The sequence below is a fragment of the Leifsonia sp. 2TAF2 genome (assembly GCF_052115085.1).
Lineage (GTDB): Bacteria > Actinomycetota > Actinomycetes > Actinomycetales > Microbacteriaceae > Leifsonia.
Genome location: NZ_JBFRFY010000002.1, coordinates 269,075 through 291,024 on the forward strand (window position 1 = coordinate 269,075; position 21,950 = coordinate 291,024).

The 21,950-nt window shown below is 63.0% G+C and carries 15 protein-coding genes; 10 read left to right on the plus strand and 5 right to left on the minus strand.

Annotation, left to right across the window (positions count from 1 at the left end; all coding sequences use genetic code 11):
- The first annotated feature begins 26 nt into the window (after positions 1-26).
- The 4 genes from AB4Z18_RS13635 (at position 27) to AB4Z18_RS13650 (ending at position 8,040) form a co-directional block, all read left to right on the plus strand.
- Entirely contained in the window at positions 27-470 is a 444-nt protein-coding gene (locus tag AB4Z18_RS13635; protein WP_441783272.1) for a single-stranded DNA-binding protein, read from the plus strand.
- Between the two features lie 360 nt (positions 471-830).
- Positions 831-4,403: an SIR2 family protein gene (locus tag AB4Z18_RS13640; RefSeq protein WP_441783273.1), complete on the plus strand. Its 3,573-nt coding sequence runs from the start codon at positions 831-833 to the stop codon at positions 4,401-4,403.
- Between the two features lie 99 nt (positions 4,404-4,502).
- Positions 4,503-5,147 (plus strand): hypothetical protein, encoded by a 645-nt coding sequence (locus AB4Z18_RS13645; RefSeq protein ID WP_441783274.1) that lies wholly within the window; start codon positions 4,503-4,505, stop codon positions 5,145-5,147.
- A gap of 205 nt (positions 5,148-5,352) precedes the next feature.
- Positions 5,353-8,040: a CHAT domain-containing protein gene (locus AB4Z18_RS13650; RefSeq protein ID WP_441783275.1), complete on the plus strand. Its 2,688-nt coding sequence runs from the start codon at positions 5,353-5,355 to the stop codon at positions 8,038-8,040.
- Here the strand turns inward: AB4Z18_RS13650 and AB4Z18_RS13655 are convergent.
- On the minus strand, positions 8,000-8,620 hold the full coding sequence (locus tag AB4Z18_RS13655; protein WP_441783276.1) for a hypothetical protein: 621 nt from the start codon (positions 8,618-8,620) through the stop codon (positions 8,000-8,002). The two genes, AB4Z18_RS13650 and AB4Z18_RS13655, sit on opposite strands and share 41 nt — an antisense overlap.
- Positions 8,621-9,295: 675 nt before the next feature.
- On the minus strand, positions 9,296-10,243 hold the full coding sequence (locus tag AB4Z18_RS13660; protein WP_441783277.1) for a hypothetical protein: 948 nt from the start codon (positions 10,241-10,243) through the stop codon (positions 9,296-9,298).
- Between the two features lie 325 nt (positions 10,244-10,568).
- Between AB4Z18_RS13660 and AB4Z18_RS13665 the strand changes: the two genes are divergently transcribed.
- The gene (locus tag AB4Z18_RS13665; protein ID WP_441783278.1) at positions 10,569-10,889 is read left to right on the plus strand and encodes a hypothetical protein; all 321 of its coding nucleotides are present in this window, start codon (positions 10,569-10,571) and stop codon (positions 10,887-10,889) included.
- Between the two features lie 12 nt (positions 10,890-10,901).
- On the opposite strand, the gene AB4Z18_RS13670 is transcribed toward AB4Z18_RS13665, so the two are convergent.
- From AB4Z18_RS13670 to AB4Z18_RS13680, 3 genes are all read right to left on the minus strand, one after another.
- Positions 10,902-13,625: an AAA family ATPase gene (locus AB4Z18_RS13670; RefSeq protein ID WP_441783279.1), complete on the minus strand. Its 2,724-nt coding sequence runs from the start codon at positions 13,623-13,625 to the stop codon at positions 10,902-10,904.
- A 656-nt stretch (positions 13,626-14,281) separates the two neighbouring features.
- Complete coding sequence (locus tag AB4Z18_RS13675) at positions 14,282-14,791, minus strand: GNAT family N-acetyltransferase (RefSeq protein ID WP_441783280.1); 510 nt, start codon at positions 14,789-14,791, stop codon at positions 14,282-14,284.
- A 35-nt stretch (positions 14,792-14,826) separates the two neighbouring features.
- Positions 14,827-15,852 carry a LacI family DNA-binding transcriptional regulator gene (locus tag AB4Z18_RS13680; protein ID WP_441783281.1) on the minus strand — a complete coding sequence of 342 codons (1,026 nt, stop codon included), beginning with the start codon at positions 15,850-15,852 and terminating at the stop codon, positions 14,827-14,829.
- Positions 15,853-15,987: 135 nt separating this feature from the next.
- On the opposite strand from AB4Z18_RS13680, the gene add reads away from it, so the two are divergent.
- The 5 genes from add to AB4Z18_RS13705 are packed head-to-tail and all read left to right on the plus strand — an operon-like array spanning position 15,988 to position 21,939.
- Complete coding sequence (gene add, locus AB4Z18_RS13685) at positions 15,988-17,025, plus strand: adenosine deaminase (RefSeq protein WP_441783282.1); 1,038 nt, start codon at positions 15,988-15,990, stop codon at positions 17,023-17,025.
- A 17-nt stretch (positions 17,026-17,042) separates the two neighbouring features.
- Positions 17,043-18,119 (plus strand): ABC transporter substrate-binding protein, encoded by a 1,077-nt coding sequence (locus AB4Z18_RS13690; protein ID WP_441783283.1) that lies wholly within the window; start codon positions 17,043-17,045, stop codon positions 18,117-18,119.
- A 32-nt stretch (positions 18,120-18,151) separates the two neighbouring features.
- Positions 18,152-18,985: an ABC transporter ATP-binding protein gene (locus AB4Z18_RS13695; protein ID WP_441783284.1), complete on the plus strand. Its 834-nt coding sequence runs from the start codon at positions 18,152-18,154 to the stop codon at positions 18,983-18,985.
- A complete protein-coding gene (locus AB4Z18_RS13700) occupies positions 18,985-20,616 on the plus strand; it encodes an ABC transporter permease (RefSeq protein WP_441783285.1) in 1,632 nt (543 codons plus the stop codon). Before AB4Z18_RS13695 ends, AB4Z18_RS13700 begins: the two co-directional genes overlap by 1 nt.
- A 45-nt stretch (positions 20,617-20,661) precedes the next feature.
- Complete coding sequence (locus AB4Z18_RS13705; RefSeq protein WP_441783286.1) at positions 20,662-21,939, plus strand: ABC transporter substrate-binding protein; 1,278 nt, start codon at positions 20,662-20,664, stop codon at positions 21,937-21,939.
- The last annotated feature ends 11 nt before the right edge of the window (positions 21,940-21,950 follow it).

The window sequence follows — 21,950 nt, forward strand, 5'->3', positions numbered from 1 at the left end:
GGGCGCGAGAGGAAAGGAACAGAATCATGAGCACACGAGTCCCGATCAGCATCGAAGGCAACCTCGTCGCCAACCCCGACTACGGCGAATCACAGAACGGCACCAAATTCGCCAAGTTCACCGTAGCCGTCACCGACCGTAAACTCGAAGACGGCAAGTGGGTCGACGGCGACACTCAGTACCACCGCACCACCGTCTTCGGCCGCACCGCCGAGAACGTCCGCGCCAGCCTCGCCAAAGGCGACACCGTCATCGTCAACGGCAACCTCGAGTTCCGACACTGGACCGACCAAGCCACCGGCGAACCCCGAGCCGCCACCGAAGTCGTCGCCGACAGCGTCGGCCCCTCCCTCCGCTACACCACCGCAGAGGTCACCCGCCGCGCCCCAAAAGCTGACGGCCCGGACGCATCAGCGACCGGGCCGCGCGCAAATATCGCACGCCAAAGCAATCCGGCTTCGCTCATGTAAGCGTGTTCGCCGAAGTCGGCTTTGAGCGAGCCGGGCACTCACGGCGGGTCTAACGTTGCGTCCTTCGTGGCCACCGCTCATGTGCGGACGCTATCTGAGATCGACCGCGTTAGGTGGATGCCGTCGAGCGAGTGTGAGACCGGCGAGTGTTCCTTTAGCAGGGGTGACTCGACTCTCTCGGCGGCGCACGCATCAACGGTGGTTTCGCGACCGCGATATGGTGACCGGCGGAGCGGCGGCGATCGGGTTGGTTTCGGATTCGTCGTGGACCGCAGTGCGGCGTCGACGCTCGCAGATGTGGCAGGGTCCGTCGTTCATCAGACCGGTGGGATGATCGAACGAGCGATCGTAGGGGGATGTGTGAGGGCACAGTGGCAGTCCGACGGGATAGCGTTGCCCGCCACAATAGAACAGGCGCTTCAGACAGACACGCTGGTGTTGTTCTGTGGTGCGGGAATCTCCGCAGAAGCGCCATCTAGGCTGCCGGGCTTCCGTGGCTTAGTCGAGGCGGTGGCCCTCGAACTCGGTCGCTCGGACCTCCTCCCGGATGACCCTAATGCCCAGGTTCAGTTCGATGCCATTATGGGCGAACTCAACGAGCTCCAACATGATGTGCATGCGCGTGTGAGCGCGCGTCTCCGGGGAACGACACAACCCAACTCTTATCACCGGGACCTCATCCAGATCTCCCAAAGTTTCGGCGGAGCTGCCCGGATCGTCACCACTAACTTCGATCTGCTGTTTGAGCATGGTGCTGAAGAGTTGGGCGTACCCATGCCTGTATACGCCGCCCCGGCCTTGCCGTTAGGGAATGATTTCAGCGGGTTGGTCCATCTACACGGAACGATCGACCCAACAATCGGCCAACGGATGGTAGTGACGGATACCGACTTCGGGCAGGCATATATCACCGAGGGTTGGGCAACGCAGTTCCTTACCCGCATGTTCGAGCGTTACGTCACTCTTTTCGTTGGTTACAGTGCCGACGACACCGTCATGCGCTATCTCGCACGCGCTCTGCCCGCGGACGGCAAGACGCGGTTCGCGTTCATGGAAGAGGAACAAGCGGACACAATGGCGGTCAGGTGGGAGCGCCTCGGCGTCACCCCGATCGCGTACCCCTCTCCTGAAAAGGACCGGCATGCCTCGTTGAAGTTGTTCATCGAGAACTGGCGCATGCACGTCACCGCTACTCCGGCGGACCGATTCGACCGGGTGCAAACAGTGCTGTCTGGTGGGCCAGATGGCGGAGAAGTCCCAGAACATGAACTTCTCTGGATGATGGGCGACACCGAGCACGCACGGCACTTCTGGCACGACGCCGACGCAGCAGCCTGGATTCCGCGACTGGCTGGGCTCGGCGTGCTCGACGAACTCTTCGACGCCTCCGCAGCCAATTCGGACCGAAACTACGGTTGGGCGCAGTGGGCGGTTAGCTCCTTTGCAGCGGACCATGGGGCGACGCTTCTAGGGGTGGCGGCTCGCCACGGCGGGAGATTGGCGGGGACTCTCTGGTTCCATATCTGGCTGCACCTGCATGAGTACTATCAGCCCATCGAGCACCACAGGCAGTGGCTGCTTTTGCTTGCTGCCGATCAGCCCTCTCGTGACGATGATCGCTTGTCGGGTCTGCTCCACCAGGTAGCCGAGAAGGACCCACCGGCTGCAGAAGTTTTGCTGCATCACATGCTGATCCCCCGGCTGCGGTTCCGTCCCCGCCGGGGCTGGCTTGGTGAGCAGGACTCGCTGGATTCCGACCTGGTTCTTGCGTGGCGGCAGTCGTCGATCCGTGATGCGTGGCCTACGTTGCTGCCGAGCTTGGCGGACCCTGACCATCTGCTTTCAGTTGTTCTCGACCTGATACGCGGCGCCGAGTCAACGGACGCCCTTTTCAGCGGGCGCGACCGTCGACGCTCCCTGTCTGCTCGACGCCAGAAAGTCGACGGAGTCGAGGAGTACGGCCCTGAGGATCCCTACGTCCTGGTCGTGGACATTGCTCGTGACCTCCTCCGTGAGTTCGTGCGCCGGGAGGGCACCGACAGAGCACTCCGGCTACTGAGGAGTTCGTCGGAGTTGATCCGCCGCCTCTCAATCGATGCTCTCGGCGAGGCGCACAGCGGGTACGCGGATGCCAATCTCCTTATGCTCCTCGACGGCGACCTCATCTTCGACCTCCGGTACAAGCCGGAGGTGTTTCGACTGCTCAGGGCGGCGTACCGGCATGCATCGCCGCACGTCAAGGCGGCCTTGTTGGCGCACATCGAGCAAACTGACGTTCGCGAAAACGGAAACGACATCCGCGACTATGAGCGCTACAACGTGCTGGTGTGGCTCAGTAGCGGTCAGCCGGGTGCGGACCCCGTGCACGCTGCATTGACAGCAGCACAGACTGCACATCCTGACTATGGGCCGCGGGAGCACCCCGACCTCGATTTCTGGGTCAGCGTAAATGCCTTCGAGGAGGCCACCGCAGAAGCCGAAGGGCTGTTTCGCGGCAAACCGGTCTGCGACGTGGTTGCGATACTCGCGGCGGATTCGAGCTTGGACGACGCGTACGACAACGGGCCGATCCTGCGAGAGCTTCGTGACTACCTAGACCATCACCCCGGTCATGAGTTGGAGCTGCTGGATGCGTTCCTCGCTGAGGGCTTGTCCTCCGCAAGTGCGTGGACGGTGGTTCTGCAAAGCGCTGTGCGTCCGGGATCCACGTGGCAGGCCGAACCCCTCCTGGCACGGCTCGAACGGCTCACGCTGGACGTCAACACCGTCGCATACGGAATTGTCTTTTCGATCACGCGACCGTCGCATGAACAAGGCGAACTGCTGGAGAACGCTGCGGAACGGTGCCGACTCCTCTTGGGCCTCTGGCGGACAAGTACCCTCGAGGCCCCTGACGAAACTCCAACCGATCCCTCACAAGCACACTCAACGGCCCGCGGGGCGCTCGCCTACGCGTACGTCGAGACGGCGCTGCGAGCAACACAGGAAGGAGAACACCCGGCCGCAATAGACCCTGTGCTGCTGGACGGCTTCGACGAACTGTTGGCGGCACAGAGCCTCGAATCGGCAGATCCCAGCACAATGATGCTGGCCCGGTACGCCGGACATATTGTCGAAATGGCTCCGGAATGGTCTGATCGCAACCTGCAGCCGCTTTTGTCCTCACTAACGAATTCGCCTCGTTCGCGAAGCTTCTGGGCCGGCGTTCTGACCGCCAACTACTTCACCCGATCGCTGATGGGGCGCATGCGCGAGGCGCTGCGAACTGGATGGCCCGCCGTCGCGCGCTCCTTGCCCGGCTCGGCCGAAGCCTTCATCAAGGTCCACTCGGCGCAGTTCGCGTTCTACACACCCGCAGAGGAGTACGCATGGGCTGACCCGTTCATCGCTTCTGCACCCGTGACCACACGAGCACGCTGGATCCGATCCGTCGCGAGACACCTTGACGGGAACGACCCCGACTTCCAAGACCTTCTCTTTGAACTTTGGCAGCACAGAATCGACAATCAACCCCCGCTACACGGCGCTGAACAGCGTGCGCTCCTCGACTGGCTCACCCTGCCCAACATTGATCTGGATCGTGCCGTGGACCTGTTCATCCGTGGGCCTGCTGTGACATCGGATGAAGGAGGGTTCGACTACTACGGTTTTGACGACTTTCCCCGGGAGGAGAGCACCGCCTTCCTCAAGGTGGGCATGCACCTGCTGGAGGGTCGGACAACCCTGCCGCCCTTCCTAAGCCTCCTCGTCGAGGCCGCCACGCAAGCGAGCGAACAGGACACTGAACTCGCCAAGAAAATCTGGAGTCGGCTGCTCAGTTTGGGGTACAAGCCGGCGCGAGAACACCTGGGAACCCTCGAACTGGACGGCACCGAAGCCGCCTCCCCTGAAGCAGCCCGGCCTGCAAAGGGGGGCAGCGGGCCGGAGTCGTGAATCGCCGTCGTCCACAGAGCGTGCAGTACGGCCTCGACAGCATGACTATGCTCCGACACGACGTGCAGGGAAGGACGAGGGCGATAGCCTTTTGCGAGCATGAGAAATCGACGCAAAGCACTCTTGGTGCATCTGATGTGGGCATTCGCCGGGATCGCGGTCGGAGCGGCGATCGCTCTTGTATGGGTGCGCGGTCTCACGCCGGACTGGGTTGAAGCCACGGGAACGTGGTTTGGCGCCGTCGCCACAGTTCTGGCGCTTCTGTGGGCGGTGCAGACTTTTCGTGCCGATCAGGCGCACCGTGAAGCAGAGAGGCAGCGGGTCGACGCTGATCGGGCGGCGGCTCTTGACTCGGAAGAGAGAAGAATCCGAGCTGACGCGAATCGCGTGCATCTTGTCCTGCTTGGCGGTGCTGGACAGGGAAGCGCGGGTGAGTTGGAACTCACAAGCGTTCGTATTGCCGTCCACAACGACACAGACCTGCCGGTCATCGTCGAACAGATCACCCTGGATCCGACTCTGGTGCTGCGCCGGCACCCGGCAACGCCAATCCGCATCAAGCCCCTAGAGGACTGGGAGGACCTGATTGAGGTCGTGCCGGTGCCGATCACTGGTGGGGAGCTCAGCGGCCGACCTTTGCAGAGCTACGGCGGCACAATCAGGTTTGAGGTCCATGGCCGAATGTGGACCAGAGCGAGTGTTGACGATCAGGCCAAAACCGCGCGAGGGTCACTCGCTCACTGATGTGATGCGCTCAGCGTCGCGAGCGCGGCGCTCAGTAGAAGCACTCCCGAAGACGCGTCCGCCTCTGCTTCGCGACTCAACTGGTCCTGGAAGACTTAGGTCGAGTAATGCTCCGTCCGTCGCCCGACCCGTCGAACCCGAGAGATATGACGGTGGTGTATTCCGCGCTCTCTGCCTGATGAAGGCGGACCGCTATTGTGTGGGCATGTCAGAGGGAGCGACCGACTCCAGCGAATTAATCCCGGCCGATATTCAGCGGAGCTGGGATGAGCACGAACTTGATGTGGTCGCTGACTGGATTGTCGGGCTCCCCAAAGGGACGTTGCTCCTCGGGGAGGTGGCGCGAATGGGGCGTGACCTCGCCGACGCACTGGTCCCGATCGATCCGCAGCTCGCACTAGGCGTGTTGAACCGCCTTCTGGACAGTGATGGGACCTCCCTCGAACTCCTTCAGCTCGCGGTCGACGCCGCTTCGCGCATGGGAGATGCTGGCGCCGTCATGATGCGCGCGACCGCCTTGAGGGAAGGTGCACGCCATATCGAGGCTCGGGAACGGGCGGCGGTGCTCAACAATCTCGGCGTCTTCCTCAAGCAACAGGGGGCGTACGAGGACGCAGAGACCGTCATCCATGAGGCGATTGATGCCGCGGGTGAAGAACCGACATTGCTCGTACCGGCCCTGGTGAACCTTGCAACACTGCACTTCGATCGGGCCCGGTACCGCGGCCAGCTCGCACAGACTGGGCGCTCAGCCGGGCTGGATGCCCTGGCGCAGGCGGAGCATGTTGCCGCGGCCGCTGGTGATACTTCACGCCTGGGTACTATCTGGTACAACCGCGGGTACTTGTACGCCACAACGGGCGCGAGCGCCCTAGCATCGCATTCGTATGACCGCGCGGAGGAATTCTTCATCGCCGCGGGCAGTGATCCGATTGATCTCGCCATCCTGCACCGTGCCCGTGCGGCCGACGCGGGAAGGAATGGCCGGCTCGAGGACGCAATCACCGGGTATGCCAAATCGAGAGACCTGTTCGCGCGGGCAGGCAGCCTTGATGAGGCGGCGACTTCGGCCGTTGGCCTGATTATGGCGATGCAGTTGTCAAGTCAGACGCCGACCGCGAAGGAGCAGGACGACGTCCTGACGGCCCTGAGTCGCTCGCGACCCGACCGGGTTCCGGAGCTCTTGATGAACCTGGGCAACATCGCGATCGAGCAGGACGTCGATGTCGCTGAACGCTACTTCTTGGAGGCCGAGGCGGGGTTCGCCCGTCTGGGACGGGAGGTGGACGTGGAACGTGCCCGGCACGCGCAGGCGGTCATCTGGCGGCGCCGCGGAGATGCCGGCAAAGCGTTGGAGATTCTCGAGGCGGTGCGGCGCAGGTATCGCGAGTGGGGGCTGGAGGTGAAGGTTGCTGAGGCTACTTTCAACATTGGTCTGAATCGCCGTGACCAAAATGATCCGGCTGCACTTGAGGATGCTCTGAGCGCGTTCGAGATCCTTGACCGGCATCGGCACGAACTTGCTAGCGCCGGCGACCGTGCGGGGGTGTTGAAGGTGACTTACCCGCACCTCTACGATCTCGTTATCGACACGGCGTTGCTGGTGGATGATGCGGATGTGATCGCGGCAATCGCCGAGAGGGCCCGCACCCAAACCACTCTTGGTGACGCCGGACTCCCGGGAATCGAGCAGCTCGCCCCGCCTGTGCCAGTGCGTGCCCGATTCGGGTCTCGTGTCATCGGCGGCGAAGGCGAGGTGCGCACCCTCTGCGCGATGGCTCGTTCGCTAGGGGGCGACCGGACGGTCTGGGTGAGCTGGGTGCGTCACCGCGAGTCCCTGCTCAGAGTCGTCGTCGCCGACGACATAGTGGAGGTCTCTTCGGTGGCCTATCCGACGGACCTGCTTGCAGATCTTGCCGACGCCACGCTGTTCGACACCGACGGATCCACCGCCTCAGCACCGCGCCGGGCGGCGCTCTTCCGGATCGCGACTGGACCGATGCTCGCAGACAGCGGGCTCGCGGCCCGAATCAAGACCACTCTGCTCCACGGAGAGGCGCAGCAATGGGTTGGGCGTCACACTACGAATACGGGGGACCTGCTTGAGAGCCTTGCCACCGCGTTGCTGCCAGAGCGAGCGTGGACAGCCGAGTCGGTGGTGCTCGCGCCGCCCTCTTGGCTGGGCGGCATCCCGTGGGCGGCGCTTCAACGACACGGTTCCTTCTGGATTGAACAGGCCCGGCTCGCTCTCGCACCACCTGTGGGCACGATCGGCCCGGCCTCATCTCGTGTTCCCGACGGCGAGCGAGTGTGGATCGCTGACCCGAGGGGAGATCTTCGATATTGCCGCAGAACCCTCCCCGGTTGGCGGGTTCTTTCCAGCGAATCGAGCACGACCGATCGACACCATGTGATCGAGGCACTCCGCGACTGCGCGCTAGTTACCGTACGCGGACATGTTCGGCCTGGCACCGCACACCGGCCTCGAGCCGCTGCGCTTGTCCTCGCGGACGCCGCGATTGGGGCCGACGAACTCAAAGCTGCGCTTGGGACAGTGCCGCAGGAATGGGTGATCCTCGGTTGCGATGCGGCCGGGGCTGGAGTCGGCGACGAATGGGCGGGCCTGCCGGTGGCGTTAGGGTCCGGCGGTGCGGAGCGCCTCATTGTCACGTTATGGCCGATCGTTGATGCACCAGAACAGGAGGACCTCGACTTGGAGCTTGTGGCCGCCGTTGACAGATGGGGGCTTACTGACGGCCTTCGTGCGTGGCAACAGGCCCAGGCCGTGCGTTGGCGTGAGAGCGGCAGCGCCGAGGTGTCGCCGCACCGCTGGGCAGGTCACGCACTGGTCCTCACTGCGCAGGGCAGGACTCCAGCTTCTGCCACCTCTTAATGTTGTCCATCTTGAACACGTGAACTTGATCATGGGCATCCGTCAGTACCAGATTGCCCCCGGACACCTCGACAGAGCCGCACGATTTTTTGGTGTCGTTGCTGACCGAGGCGATCTCGGCCCGCGCTGGCGCGAACCACGTGGCGGCCATGCCCAGCAGGAACGCGAGGATAGCGCACGCCGTCAGCCAGCGAGCCGCCCTAAGCTGCCGGATTGCCGCGGTAGCAGCAAGGTGGCCGTCCGCGTCATGCCAGTCTGCCGTCTTGATCAGGCTCGGCACCCCGCCGGCAGCGCGGAGCGCGAAGTAGAGGCCGACGAAGGCGAGCACGAACGAAGCCATCAGGATGATCGCGACGCTGGCTGCCCAGCCCGCCTCCATTTCGGCGAGAGTATCGCGCAGACCGATCCCGATGACACCGATGACGCCTCCGAGGAGACCCGAAAGCCCCGCATGCCACTTCGCGGCGCTCGTGCGTGCTGAGTCCAGGCCTGCCTCACGAGCAGCGAGGAGCCTCTTGGTGAAGTCCAGATCACTTTGGCTGGCTGCACCGCCGGAAGCCGGTCGCTGTGGGCCGGTCACCCGCGCACTCCCGAAATCCAATAGGCCCCGCACCCGGGCTCGGCGCCCTGCGGGCGCCCAGCGTGAGTGTCCGCGGCGCAGCGGCACATAACGACGGGTTCCTCCACGTACTCGAGCCGGATCACCTCAAGTGGCCAGAAGTACACGAAGTCGTGGGAACAGGCCGGGCACGCTCCCCAGAACCGGATGCGCGTTTCCTCGACCTCATAGAACGTCGAGTTCATCGCTCTCTGCCCAAAAGCGTCAGAGGTTGACTCTGACCACGGCCGGTTTGCGTCCCCACTCATCCTGCACCTCATTCCGCGAGCCTCGGGAAGGTCGTCATACTCACCCGTGCGTGCGGCGTGAGCGATGACCGTACGCTAGTGGGACCGGAGCCCCGGGATCAAGGAGATCGTCGCGAGTGCCCGCACTTGGGGCGATACGACTGCTCTGCCCCAATCCTCACGTCTCGGCTGAACGAGTGATGTGCGGCGGGGGAGAATGCAAGAGGCAGCTACCGCTTACCTTCAAGCGCGCACCTCGGCGCATCTGGACCCGCAGGACCCTCGAGGGCACTGATCAGCCCACCCTTGACGCACCCGAGGCCGTGGTTCGCTCTTAGACATCGTCACGCACCGCGCTCGCCGGGTTGAACTCGATAAGTGAGCGAGTTCCGCGTGGCCGGCGCGTCGGCTAGAGCAGCTTCCGAATTAGCCAATTGCTGACGCCATAGTCGACGAGAGCGCGACGAGATGTGGCGGGCCAAGTTGCTCCGGTGGTGCTCCCCGCTACCGCCGGTGCTGGGACACTGAGCGCATTGGAGACTGCAGCTTGGAACCACGCTGGCCGCCCAAGTTTTCCGATATTCACGTTTAGTGGCTGGCTTCCGTACTTCTCACGCCACCTACTGATGAACTGGTCCAAACCGATCGTGCTGAGCAGGATCTTTGCATCGATAGTGAAGACCAGGCGCCGCAGTAGGTCTATGACATCGCGGACCAGACCCAGGTCGATCACGATCGGATCTCCTAGGGCTACCAACGGGACCGAGCTTGTACGAAGGGTAGTGTTATTGCGCAGCGTGACCAACGCACCCTGAGCAGTAGCGGAGGCCGAAGCGAGTCGCGCGTTGGCCCGACCGTCTGAATGGACGAGCGAGTTTCTTACCTCCTTGTAATAGCGGTAGACCTCCAACGCTGCCTGGGCGTCGCTGTCTGTTCGCAACCACAGGTGGTCTGCGACAACCGATGATTCATAGATGTCCCGCATCAGGGCGTCCGGCGTGAGTACCGAGAAGACTTGGACGTAGCCGAGACCGCCCGAAGTCTGGAGCGGGAACTGACAACCGCGTTTGGCATCGCGGATGCTGTGCTCGGTCTCAAGGCTCTCTGCCCACGCCTCGTAGCGTGCAAACACGACCATGAGCCACATTTCGGCGAGGGCACGATCCTTTATCGTCTGCTGCTGCGCGGCATGAGCGCGAAGGTTCTGCCCTGTAGCTCCATCGGGCATCGAGTACAACGCCTCGATGACTTTGTCATGGGCGCCGGCGGCAACAACGCGAGCGACCTGGGTGTCGAGAAGCGCCAATCCGGCGCGAGCGGTATTGATCAAGTGGAAACTCTCAGTGATGGCGTTCATGAAGGTTCGCGATTCTTCGAGTATGCATTCCACGCTGCCAACGATATGGATGGGTCCGGACTGCTAAGGGATGACCGGCCGCACTTGGACACCCTGACAGCGTCAACGAAGCCTCCGGATCGCTCTCGCTGCTCCGGTCGCCTGCGTCATCTGCCGGATGTCTTGAAGCTACGCGTGAGGATCGCGCAGGCAGAGGACGGCGTCCAAGAAGCCGGTGTTGTGCGTCAGCGGACCCAGGCAAACTGAAGTCGTGAATGCGCAAGCTCCCGGTCCCAGGCCGCTAGGTGCCTCAGACGTAGAAGCTATCGAGTTGTGTCGTCAATGGATGGTCTACCTCGGCGCGGCTGATTCTGTCGCGACGTCAGGCGATGCTCGGAACATCTGCGAACTTTACAGCGGCGGGTATCTGGCCTGGGTGCACAATCGCGATCGCAACCTGGGTATCGAGATGGTCCAGCGGGCCGCTCGCGTCTGTGCGTCCGACGGGCGTCGAGGCCTAATCTTCGTGACCGGAGGGGTTTTCCCGGATGCTCAGGACGATGCCGACACGTTGGGCGTTGGACTCCTTCGTTTCGACCCCTACGGCGGGGATCTCGACGGCGCGAACATGCTGGGACGTCGTCTTCGCTCAAGTGGTCTGCGCTGACATGGCGGAGCATCAGCTATATGCAGGCTCGGTGGCGCGGTGGGGAGCTGACGTTGGGATGATGCCGGCTTGCGCGCCGGCTGCACGGTTGAGTTCAGCCATCGCAGCAGCGCGGGACTTCTCGATGGTTTCCTCGACGGTCTGCCGCTGCATTGCCTCGACGAGCTGATCTGCTGCGTGCCTTTCGGTGGTAGCAATCACGATCGCTCGATTGCAATCCGTGCCTCGAGTCATGCCGACGTAGAGGCCAGCGGCGTCGACGCCAGGACCGACGAGCGACAAGTCTGTCGTCTCGCCCTGAACGCCGTAGACCGTTGTGGCGTAAGCCAGATGGAGGTGAGAACCGGCGTACTCAAGAGTGATCCTCCTCAGGTCCCTCGAGTCGTGAACCGAGGCGAGCATCACATGGCCAGCATTGACGCTTCTAATCACCCAGTTCTGGCGATTCTGGACGTCAGACGCCCCATCGTTGCGGCGAGTCTGGACGATATCACCGACAAAGATCGACTGCCCCGATTGTCCCGTCAGGGACTCCCGCGTGTCGATCAATCCGTGAGCAATGCGGCGAGCTTGAATCTCCTCGCTCACGGCTTGAGCTTCTCCGTGGGTGGCTGTGACTAGCGCGATGGACTGCCGCTGGCGCGTCGCCTCGAACCACGCGTCTACCATTCTCACCCGGGCCTCGACTTCACCGTTCGCGACCAATACATGGCCCGTTCTAACCAATTCCTTCGCGACGCGCATAACTTCGTCGGCACCTCTTGGCTTGCGAAGCTTCAGGGTCAGAGCGCCCCATGACGGATCCTTGAACCGATGGATCGTTAGAAGCTCGATCTGACGAGCGGCTCGACGCCAGAAGAGTGCCATCGCACCGGAGTGTCCGACTGGCAGAGCTTGCTGTTGATCGCCCACGACGGCGAGCGAAGCTCCGGTCTCATTTATAACGCCCAGGAGAGCATGTGCGGCCTCAAGGTCAAGCATTCCGGCTTCGTCGACAACGATCCGGTCACCGGGGTGTATCGCAATCCGCGGGCCGACGTATTGCACGCCGGTCGACGGGTCAACGTCACCGCTCCTGAGGCAAGACCATTCGATCGCGCCAGCAGGGCTGACCTTCCATCGCCACCCGCGGTCGTGCAAGAGCTGATGAAGAGACGACGAAGCGCTTCCAGTCTCACGACCCGCGACAGCCGAGGCCTTTTTCGTCGGGGCAACGATGATCATGTTGCGACCTCTACTGCGGAGCGCGGCGCCGGCCACCTTCAGCATTGTGGTCTTGCCAGTCCCAGCCGCCCCCGCGATGGCGACGACTCTATCTGTGCCCGCAATCGCGGAAGCGCCCTTCGTTTGGCCCTCATCAAGAGGGCGACCAGGCTGAATCGTGTTCGCAGTAGCTGCGATCTCGGCGACGGGAACCACTTCGCCAGGCACTGCAAGCGAGTCAGTTCGTTGGGCGACGGTTGTTTTGAGCACCGCGGTGGAGGTCGCCATTCTTCGCTTGACGTGCGCTGGTATCTCTGGATCTGAAAGTAGCGTGACTGTGAGTGTTCCGATTGCCCGCGAGGTCACCTTGTCAACCACATCCGCAAGCTGAGCGCGCTCTGCGATCAGCCCGGACGCGGCGACCGCGCGGATTGCTCCGGCTCGCACATCTAGGTCGCTGAAGCGCCCGCCCGTGCTGGTCGATCTAGCGTCCGCATCGACGATAGCTTTCGCGGCGAGAAACTCGATGTCGAGGTTCCCTATGGCCGTTGACCTCAAAGTAACCTCGGGCAGTGATCGCTCAAGATCCGGGTCAGCAGTGAGTAGCTCTGTCCTCACGAACGACGTCCAATCCTCCTCATCCAATTGCGTCGGCTTATTTGGCCGGCCAGCAGCCCACGCCCACTGATCGATTTGCATCAACACGGTTGGGGAGGGTTCCTCGTCCGGGTGACGCTCCCTCCATCGTCGGAGGTGTGCCGCCTTGTTGGATTCGATCTGCGCGGAGCGCTTTGACAGCGGCCGCACCAAATGCTGCAGCTGCGCAATCTCCCCTTCCGAGTTCAAGGTGAAGCCCTTGGCGCCCAGCGCGGAAATCCATCCTGGGTCGGTTCGCGAAGCGAGATCGCCTTCGGCGTTCACCACGTTCTGGAATCGGAGCGCGACGCGAGTGTCGACGTTCGACCACTTTCCGTCGAGTCCCTGGACCTTGACGTTCAGCCAGAGGTGGCGGTGCTTGTGCGGGTCCAGCGAGCGCGACCGTTCGTGTCGAAGCTCTACGACTTCGATGCGAGCCAGATCTTCGCGGATAGATCCTTGCTTTCCTCGTCGTGCGTTGAGCTCGGTCTGCCACAGCTTAATGATCCGGTCGCGCAACCGGTCCTGCAGATCCTCGTATGCGGCAGCCAACTCCGGGTCCAGCATCGCCGCGATCGAGAACGACTTCGGCGCATTGATCGTTGCATCCAAGATCAGATCCGCGACCGGCGACTCCAGATCCCGCCCGCGCCGCTCACCGGTCAACGGATCCACGCCGTCGACCCAATCCTTTAGCTGGGATCGGGTGAGCAGGTCGTCCCGGATGGCGCCGTGCTCAACGATGTAGCGGGTCATCACGGCGTCCGCGTAGCCGGCCGCGGCCCGTGCGCCGTCGGCGGTCTTGGCTGTGAGCGTGGCGTCGCAAACCCCGCCGAAGGCGTAGCGCACCGCCTGCTTGACTCCTTGGGCCGCCTGCCCGCGTTTCCAGCGCGCCACTCCACCTCTCACACTTAGAACTTCCGGTTACGCGCGCTTTTTGGCGCGCATCGCGCGCGCGCATCTCAAAGAGTGCCTACGTGCATTGGCTTTTTAGGTTGCTTGTATGGGCTTTTTAGGTTGCTTGTTCGCTTATGGTTCCCGGACGTCTCTTCTCTTGCTCCTTCCCGTCTCCTGGCTTCCTTCCGCCTGTCTGCTTTTTCGTCTATTTCTCTGTCTCGGTTTCCTTCCTCGTAGTTACTCGAGCTTCCGTGTCCAGGTCTCTGGGCGAGCGCGTGGCCCTCACCCCTCACCCCTCGGCTCCAAGATCGACGGGCTAAACCCCGGGCTGCTGTTCACCCGTTCCCGTGTTCTTCGGCACCTTGAAGGGGAGATATGCACGTGGATGGGTTAGGGCCGCGAACCGGTAAGACCCCTCTCGCGCCATCCCGGCGATCCTCAGCACCCCGGGCGCGGTGATCGTCACCTCGAACAAGCGCGGCATGCTTGATGCCACCCGCGACGTGCGGGCAGAAGGGAACGGTGGTCGTTCGATCCTCAGCGGATCGCGCTGGAAGCACCCTCCTGGTGGTGGCCGGCCGTACCCGTCTGACCGCCGCATCCCCCCCGGATTACCGCGAAGCGAAATGGTTCCGAGCAGCCTGCGCGGATAGCCCTCAGCCTTCGCGCTCGACCCGACGCTTCATGGCGACCCGCTTCCGCTCAGGGGGGTACCCCAGGGCCTCCGTGCGCATGAGCTCAGCGATTCCGGGCGTCCACTCGCTTTCGGGCACGACTACGAATCCTAGGCGGGTGTAGTACGGCGCGTTCCAGGGAACGGACTCAAAGGTGGTGAGCGTGAGCCAGCCCGCGCCCCGTTCGCGCGCCAGCTGATCGGCGAACTGGATGAGCTGGGCGCCGATCCGCTTGCCCGCGAAGTCGGGGTGGACGGAGACCTGTTCGATGTGGAGGGCCCCGTCGACTTCGGTCAGCACCAGATAGGCGGTGACGCGTCCGTCGATCTCCCAAACGTACGTTTCGGCGGACTCGACGGCTGCCGCCCAATGCCGCACGGCCCGGTCCTCGTCGACCTGTAAGGGCAGGTCTACTTGCGCGTACAGGGCGGCGGCGGCCCGTTTGATCGCTATCACCTCCTGTACGTCGTCGACTGTGGCTTTCCGATGCATCGCGATCCCATTCTGAGGTGCCGGCGCCGGTGATCTCACGCGGGTGCGACCTGCGCCATTGGTTGCGCAACAACAGTTGCAGAGTCGCGGATGACCATGCCGACGGGGACGAGGACGTGACGCGCCGGCATTTCCGGATGGTTCATGGCCTCGATCAAAACGTCTACTGCCGCTCGCGCCATCTCCGGCAACGGTGAACGGACGGTGGTCAATGGCGGGGTCAGATGGTGTGCCGCGGGGATGTCGTCATAGCCGACGACCGAGAGGTCGGTGGGGATCCGGATGCGCATCGATGAGGCCGATACAATGAGACCAACGGCGATGATGTCGCTAGCCACGAACACGGCGGTCGGCCTTCGCTCAGACGCCATGATCTGTGCGAGTACCGTGGCGCCGTACTCCTCCGTGAAGGAGCCGAGCCCGCGAAATTGCTGGTCCGGGTCGATACCGTTCTGCCGCAGGACGTCGGTGTAGGCCCGGAGCCTATCTTGTGTCGTGCGCATGTTGGAGCCCGCGATGAAACCGATGTCGCGGTGACCCTGCGCGACCAAGTAAGAGACCGCCTGAAACGCACCGGAGTAGTCGTCTTGGAAGACTGTGTGAGTCTCAAGCTCCGACTCCTGTGGCTCGTCGACGACTACGAGAGGGAACTGCGAGCGGATGGCCTCATCAAGTGCTTCGTTGCGGAAGGTGGTGCCGAGATAGAGCAAACCATCCAAACCTAGTCGCTGTGTGAGCTCTACATACTGACGTTCATTGCCGGGTAGGTTGGTTGCCGAGAAGATTACAGTCGACAACGACTGCTGATCAGCCGCGGCGATGATCTCCTCGGCGAGGACAGCAAAGTATGGGTTCGTCAGTTCTGGAACGATGATGCCTACGATCGGGCGGCGCTTGGGCGGCGTCCGCTTGGCCCGGGGGCGGTGCACGTAGCCGGTCGACTCGAGCGCAGCGTCGACTCTGTCCTTGGTCTCGCCCTTGAGTGTCAGGGTCCCGTTGAGATACCGGGAAACGGTGGACGGCGCTACTGCAGCGTTCTTCGCTACCTGCTGGATGCTCACAAATCTCGACCTTTCCCCATTCGCCGCGCATTGCGTCACGAATAGGCTATACCGCCGTTGTTGCGCACGCAACAACACAAAATCAATCGCGCAATTGTGTTGACACGCCTCAAAATACGTGTCAATGTTTCCGGCATGGCCCCCACGACGCTCACCGCCGAATACCTTCGCCAGCTACCCAAAGCCGAGGTGCACTGTCACTTGGAGGGGTGTGTACCGCCGAGTACGGCCGTCGCCTTGGCTGAGCGCAACGGGGTGACCCTTCCAGCCGGCGCACGGGCAGGGGATGGCCGGTACCACTTCCTGAACTTCGACGAGGGCCTAGCAATTTACGTAGCCGTGTCACGCTCTATGCAGACTCCCGAGGACTTCGAAGCGGTCACGTACGAAAGCCTGTCGATCGGCGCGCGCGGAGGTCTGCGATACCGAGAGATTGCATTCAACCCGCAGAATCATCCGGAGCTGACGTACGAGGAGATGATCGGCGGAATTCTGGCCGGCGCCCGGGCGGCAGAGACCGACGCCGGAGTTGTTTCGCGCATTGTCGTCGCGATCAACCGCGAGCTCGGCGGCGCCGCCGCCGTCGAATTGGTACGCGAGGTCCTGGCTCACCCGCACCCGGAAGTGGTGGCCATCGGACTGGACTCGAACGAACTGGCCGGGAGGCCGTCCGAGTTCGTCGAAGCGTACGACTTGGCTCGAAATGCTGGCCTCCGGCTCACCGCTCACGCTGGGGAGCACGGTGACTCCACGGAGATGGGGGAGTGCCTGGACCTCCTCAAGGTCGACCGCATCGACCACGGGTATGCGGCTTTGCTCGATCCAGAACTCCTGGCCCGCACGGTCGCGTCGCAGATCCCCTACTCCGCCTGCTGGTTCGTCGACGAGCCCGCCCTCGAAGTGGAAGGTCGCCGTCGTGACCTTGCCGCGATGGCCGCGGCGGGGCTCAACCTCTCCGTTAACTCGGACGACCCAGCCCTGATCGGGCCCGAACTCGATGAATGCTTCGTGGATGCAGCCGCGCATCTCGGCTGGTCCGTCCAGGACGCGGAGAAATATGCACTCTCAGGCCTTGACGCCTGCTTTGCGGACGACGCCACAGTCGCACGCCTCAGAGACGAGTTCACTGCTGAACTCGATCGCCTCCGCCCGGTCGCCTACGGCGCCAACTGATAAGTAAGGACACGGTAATGACAATGAAGTCCGCTCGCTCCCGATGGGGCAAGATGCGCCGAACGGCACTCAGCCTCGGTGTGGTGACGGCGATCGCCGTCGCGCTCTCAGCGTGTTCCGGGGCATCCTCGGGCTCCAGCGCAGCCTCCAACGGAGGGCTAGGGCAGCTGAACTACGCGTTCTCGTGGCTCAACGACGTGACCCAGGCGGGCCCGTACATCGCTGACACGGAGGGCTATTACACGAAGGCGGGATTCTCCTCGGTGAAGTTCATCTCTGGCGGCCCGTCGGCCGTCTCGGTTCTCACACAGCTCGCCAACGGGACTGCCCAATTCGGCGTGTCTTCGCCGACAGAGATCGTCGGTGCCAACAAGAACGGCGCCTCGTTCCGGGTCATTGGAGCGATGTATCAGAAGGACCCGCGTGCGATCGTGTCACTCGCCGGCAAGCCGCTGAGGACTCCCGATGACCTCAAGGGCAAAACGATCGCCGTATCCGATGCCGACAAACCGTTCATGAAGGCCTTCCTGGAGGTGAACGGGCTCAAGGACAGTGACGTGAATATCGTCCCGTTCCAGTACGACCCGGCCCCGCTCGTTGCGGGACAAGTCGACGGCATCCTGGACTATTCGACGAACTCGCCGATCAGCCTCAAGGAAGCGGGTCAGGAGCCGGTGGTGATGATGTTCTCCGACTTCCATTGGGCCACCGTCACCCAAACGTACGTCGCATCGACAGATCAGATTTCCAAGAACCGCGTGGTGCTGAAGGCCGCCCTCCTCGCTGACATCAAGGGGTGGCGCGCGGACATCGCCGATCCGAAGAAGGGCGCGGAGCTGGCTGTGAACAAGTACGGCAAGTCGCTGAAGCTGAACCTGGACAACCAGGTGGCCGCAAACCAGGCGGAGGTTGCCCTGATGAAAACGGCCGACACGCAGAAAAACGGCATCCTCACGGTCACCGATGAACTTCAAAAGGACACCGTGAAAACCCTCGCGCTCAGCGGGGTGAAGACGAGTGCCAAGGATCTGTTCGACCTTTCTTTGCTCGATGAGGTGTACAAGGAGCACCCCGAGTTAAAGAAGCTGCCCTGACCGTCCCCACATTCGGAGTGAAGGAGCTCGTCATGTCTGCACAGGTAGACCAATCACCCGCTACGACGCCCGCCGGCATCCAGCTCGAGGACGTCACGAAGGCCTTCGTTTCCCGCGGCAAGCGGACGGACGCACTCGGTGGAGTGAGCCTGACAGTGGACCGTAATCAGTTCGTAAGCCTCATTGGGCGTTCTGGCTGCGGTAAGTCGACCATTCTCCGGCTCCTCGCCGACCTCGACAGCCCGACGTCGGGAAACGTATTGATCAACGGCCGTAGCCCCTCAGTCGCCCGCAAGAGTGGGCGACTGGGGGTCGCCTTCCAAGACTCGGCTCTCCTGCCCTGGCGCACGGTGACCGACAACATCCGCTTACCACTCGAAGTGGCCGGGCGGAAACCTGACGGCTCGACTATTCAGGACATCATTGACCTCGTCGGCCTCCGCGGGTTCGAGAAGTCCCGGCCGAACCAGCTCTCCGGCGGCATGCGCCAGCGCGTCTCGATTGCCCGGGCCCTCGCGTTTGAACCGGAAGTCCTGCTCTTGGACGAGCCTTTCGGGGCGCTTGACGATATGACCAGGCAGCGGCTCAACCTCGAGCTCCAGCGAATCTGGACGGAACGCCCTGCGACCACGCTGCTGGTGACTCACGGCGTGTCGGAGGCAATCTTCCTCTCAGATGTCGTGGTGGTGATGACGCCGCGTCCCGGCCGCATCCTGCGTATGGTGCCCATCGATCTGCCGCGACCGCGAGTGCCTGAGATGATGCGAACGCCGGAGTTCCACCGCTTGGTCGATGAGCTCAGCGAGCTGCTTTTCGAGGACGCCGCAGGTGCTGCTCCCACCGAGCCGGTCACGCGGAGCGCCTGATGGCAACGATCGAGACCACACGCAGGCGGGGAGCTGCCACGAGCGGCTCGCCCCGCCGGCCAAAGGCTTCCCGCCACGGTCGGGCGGAACGGCAGGTGCCGGCGGTCGTGTGGACAGTTGGTGGCTTTGCGCTCGCGCTCGCGTTGTGGTGGATCGTCTCGATCTCCGGTGTTCTTCCCGCTGCCTCAGTTCCGAACCCAGGAGCGGTTGCCGGAGACCTGGTCGCCAATTTCCCTTTCTACCTCAGCAACGCCGCGCCGACCCTCGTAACGGCCCTCGAAGGCTTTGCTATCGCCGTCGTGGTCAGTTTCGTGTTCGGGGCCATTGGCTCGCTGACGGGCCTGCTGGAGCGGTCCGTGTCCCGGGTGGGCCTGGCGATCTACTGCCTGCCCCTTCCTGCGCTCCTCCCTCTCATCTCGAGCCTCCAGGGTCCCGGACAGCCCACTCGCATAACGATGGCCTTCCTGTTCTCGTTTTTCCCTATGCTCATCGGCACTCTTGCCGGCCTCCGCGCGACTCCTGCCGACACTGCTGCGATCGTCTATTGCGCAGGCGGCGGAAAGCTGAAGATCCTGCTCAAGGTGGGGGTGCGATCCGCGCTGCCGTACATCATCGGAGGGATGCGCATCGCCGGCCCAGGAGCGCTTCTGGGCGCGCTGGTCGCCGAGTTCAGCGGTGCCGAGAACGGGCTCGGTGTGGCCCTGGTTGTGAGCCAGCAAAAGCTCCAAACCGCCCAGACGTGGGGGATCGCCATTGTCGCCACCGTCCTCGGAGGTGCTTTGTACGCTGTCATCACCGCTGTTGGGCGCTGGTTGCGAGCAGAGCCGGTCGAGGCACAGGCCTCGTTCGGCGCCGGCCCGGGCGTCAACCCGCTGCGGCGTGCGCTTGAGTTCCTGACCCCGGCATTGGCGTTGATCGTGATCTGGCTCGCGCTGATCACATTCGGTGGGGCAAGCCCGCTTGTATTCAAATCGCCCATCGATGTCGTGAACTATCTCGTCAGCAACGATGCGGCAGCCGATCATCGGAGTGCGCTGCTCTCGGACTGGCTGACAACAATGCTCGATACGGGCATGATCTTTGTCGTCGGGATGGCCGCCGCCCTCATTGCCGGCTGTCTGCTGGTCAGCTTCCCGGTGCTGCTGCGCCTTGGGCTGCCGCTGCTTATCGCTTCGCAGTGCGTGCCGCAGATTGCGTTCATTCCCCTCTTGGTTGCGATCTGTGGTCGGGGGCCGGCTTTCATCATCGTCACCGGGCTTCTGGTGGTCTTCTTCCCCGCGATGATCATCATTGTCACCGCCTTGGAGGAACGGTCCCGCTCGTCGATCGACGTCGTGACTGTTTTCAGCGGTGGACGCTGGTCGGTCCTCCGCTTCGTTCGACTCCCCGGCGCAGTTCCCGGCATTCTGAACGCCGCCCGCATCAGCATTCCGCTCGCGTTGTTCGGGGCACTGGTGGCCGAATGGCTGGTAACGGGCACGGGTATCGCCCAGGCGATGACGACCGCGACTACGACGTTCGACTACTCCCGCCTTTGGGCCGACGTCGTTGCGGTGACAGTGACAGTGATCGTGCTGTACGAGGTCGTGGCGCTACTCCACGAGCGCGCGGGACGGCGATTCGCGGGCTGAGACCGCACCTTCATCCATCACATACTCGGGCGAGGCGCCACGGTCATGCCCGCAGATAAGGAGAGTACAGAAATGGTCCGTTTTATCGGCCCTGATAACGACGCTTACGTCGCGAGCGTCGCCCGCCACATTGACGAGTTCGAAGAGCTCACAGGCTTGCCGGCGACGCTTGAAATCATTGCGGAGACCGACTATGTCACCAACTCGTTAGATGCGCTCCGGGCGCGGCTGCGCGGCGAGTCTGCGCCGGATGTCTACGTCTCAGGCCCTGTCTCAATGTGGAAACTGGCCGGCGAAGGGCTTGTGGAGCCGCTCGACGACTACGTCTCGAACGCGTCCTTGGCCTACGACCCAGAGGACTTCGTTCCAGAGCTCCTCGAGATCAACCGTTGGACTGGCCGCCGTGGTGACGCCCTCGGCGCGGGACCGCTGCTTGAGATCCCCGTGAACTGGGAGACCTACAACATGGCCTACCTTCCGGAGGTGCTCGAGCGTGCCGGCCTCAGTGAGCCGCCCGCGACATGGGAGGAGTACTTCGCGGCGGCGGCGCGGATCGCCGAGCGGGTGCCTGGCGTGCGCGGTTTCGCCCAGCGCGGTACGGACACGTGGCACACCATGTATACCGGTTTCGCAACACAGTTCTGGTCGTACGGCGCGGTCGACTTCGACCAGGATGGGCAGAGCGCTATCGCGAGCAGCACCGCGTTGGCAGCCACCAGCGACTTCCTTACGGCGGTTCGCGCGTCCGGTCCGACGGCATGGCCGAACGGGCACTGGCTGGATGTCGCTCGCGACTTCGCCGCCGGAAACTACGGTCTCATCGTTGACTCCGACCACTACGTTGCCTTCTTCGAGGGCCCGGATTCCGCGGTGCGTGGGCAGGTGGCGTACACCCAGCCGCCCGCCGGCCCAGGCGGTCTGCGCGAAGCGAACATGTGGACGTGGTCGCTCGTGATGAACAGCGCGTCCCAGGAAAAGCAGTCCGCCTGGCGCTTCATCGAATGGGCGAGTTCCTCGGCTTTCCTTACGCGAGCGGTAGCCGAGGGCAACATGAACCCGACGCGGCTGAGCACGCTCAGCAACGAAGAGTTCCGCGCCGACGCGGCCCGGTGGAGCGGCTTCATGGAGAACAGCCTGGAGCTTCTACGAACCACTTCGCGTGTTCTTCCCACCCCTATGCCCGAGTATCTCGATGTCGCTTCGCGGTGGTCACGCGCCCTCGTCGATGGCTACGGTGCGCCCGACGCGCTCGAAAGCATTCTGATCGAGTCGGCATCAGAAATCGACGTACTCTCCAGCGGAAGCATCGCGCGTTCACTATGAAGATAGGGGTC

Bases quoted from the DNA above. Each gene is read 5' to 3' on its own strand.
- AB4Z18_RS13635 (WP_441783272.1), top strand. From the start codon at position 27: ATGAGCACACGAGTCCCGATCAGCATCGAAGGCAACCTCGTCGCCAAC.
- AB4Z18_RS13645 (WP_441783274.1), top strand. From the start codon at position 4,503: ATGAGAAATCGACGCAAAGCACTCTTGGTGCATCTGATGTGGGCATTC.
- AB4Z18_RS13650 (WP_441783275.1), top strand. From the start codon at position 5,353: ATGTCAGAGGGAGCGACCGACTCCAGCGAATTAATCCCGGCCGATATT.
- AB4Z18_RS13660 (WP_441783277.1), bottom strand. From the start codon at position 10,243: ATGAACGCCATCACTGAGAGTTTCCACTTGATCAATACCGCTCGCGCC.
- AB4Z18_RS13665 (WP_441783278.1), top strand. From the start codon at position 10,569: ATGGTCTACCTCGGCGCGGCTGATTCTGTCGCGACGTCAGGCGATGCT.
- AB4Z18_RS13675 (WP_441783280.1), bottom strand. From the start codon at position 14,791: ATGCATCGGAAAGCCACAGTCGACGACGTACAGGAGGTGATAGCGATC.
- add (WP_441783282.1), top strand. From the start codon at position 15,988: ATGGCCCCCACGACGCTCACCGCCGAATACCTTCGCCAGCTACCCAAA.
- AB4Z18_RS13690 (WP_441783283.1), top strand. From the start codon at position 17,043: ATGACAATGAAGTCCGCTCGCTCCCGATGGGGCAAGATGCGCCGAACG.
- AB4Z18_RS13695 (WP_441783284.1), top strand. From the start codon at position 18,152: ATGTCTGCACAGGTAGACCAATCACCCGCTACGACGCCCGCCGGCATC.
- AB4Z18_RS13700 (WP_441783285.1), top strand. From the start codon at position 18,985: ATGGCAACGATCGAGACCACACGCAGGCGGGGAGCTGCCACGAGCGGC.
- AB4Z18_RS13705 (WP_441783286.1), top strand. From the start codon at position 20,662: ATGCCCGCAGATAAGGAGAGTACAGAAATGGTCCGTTTTATCGGCCCT.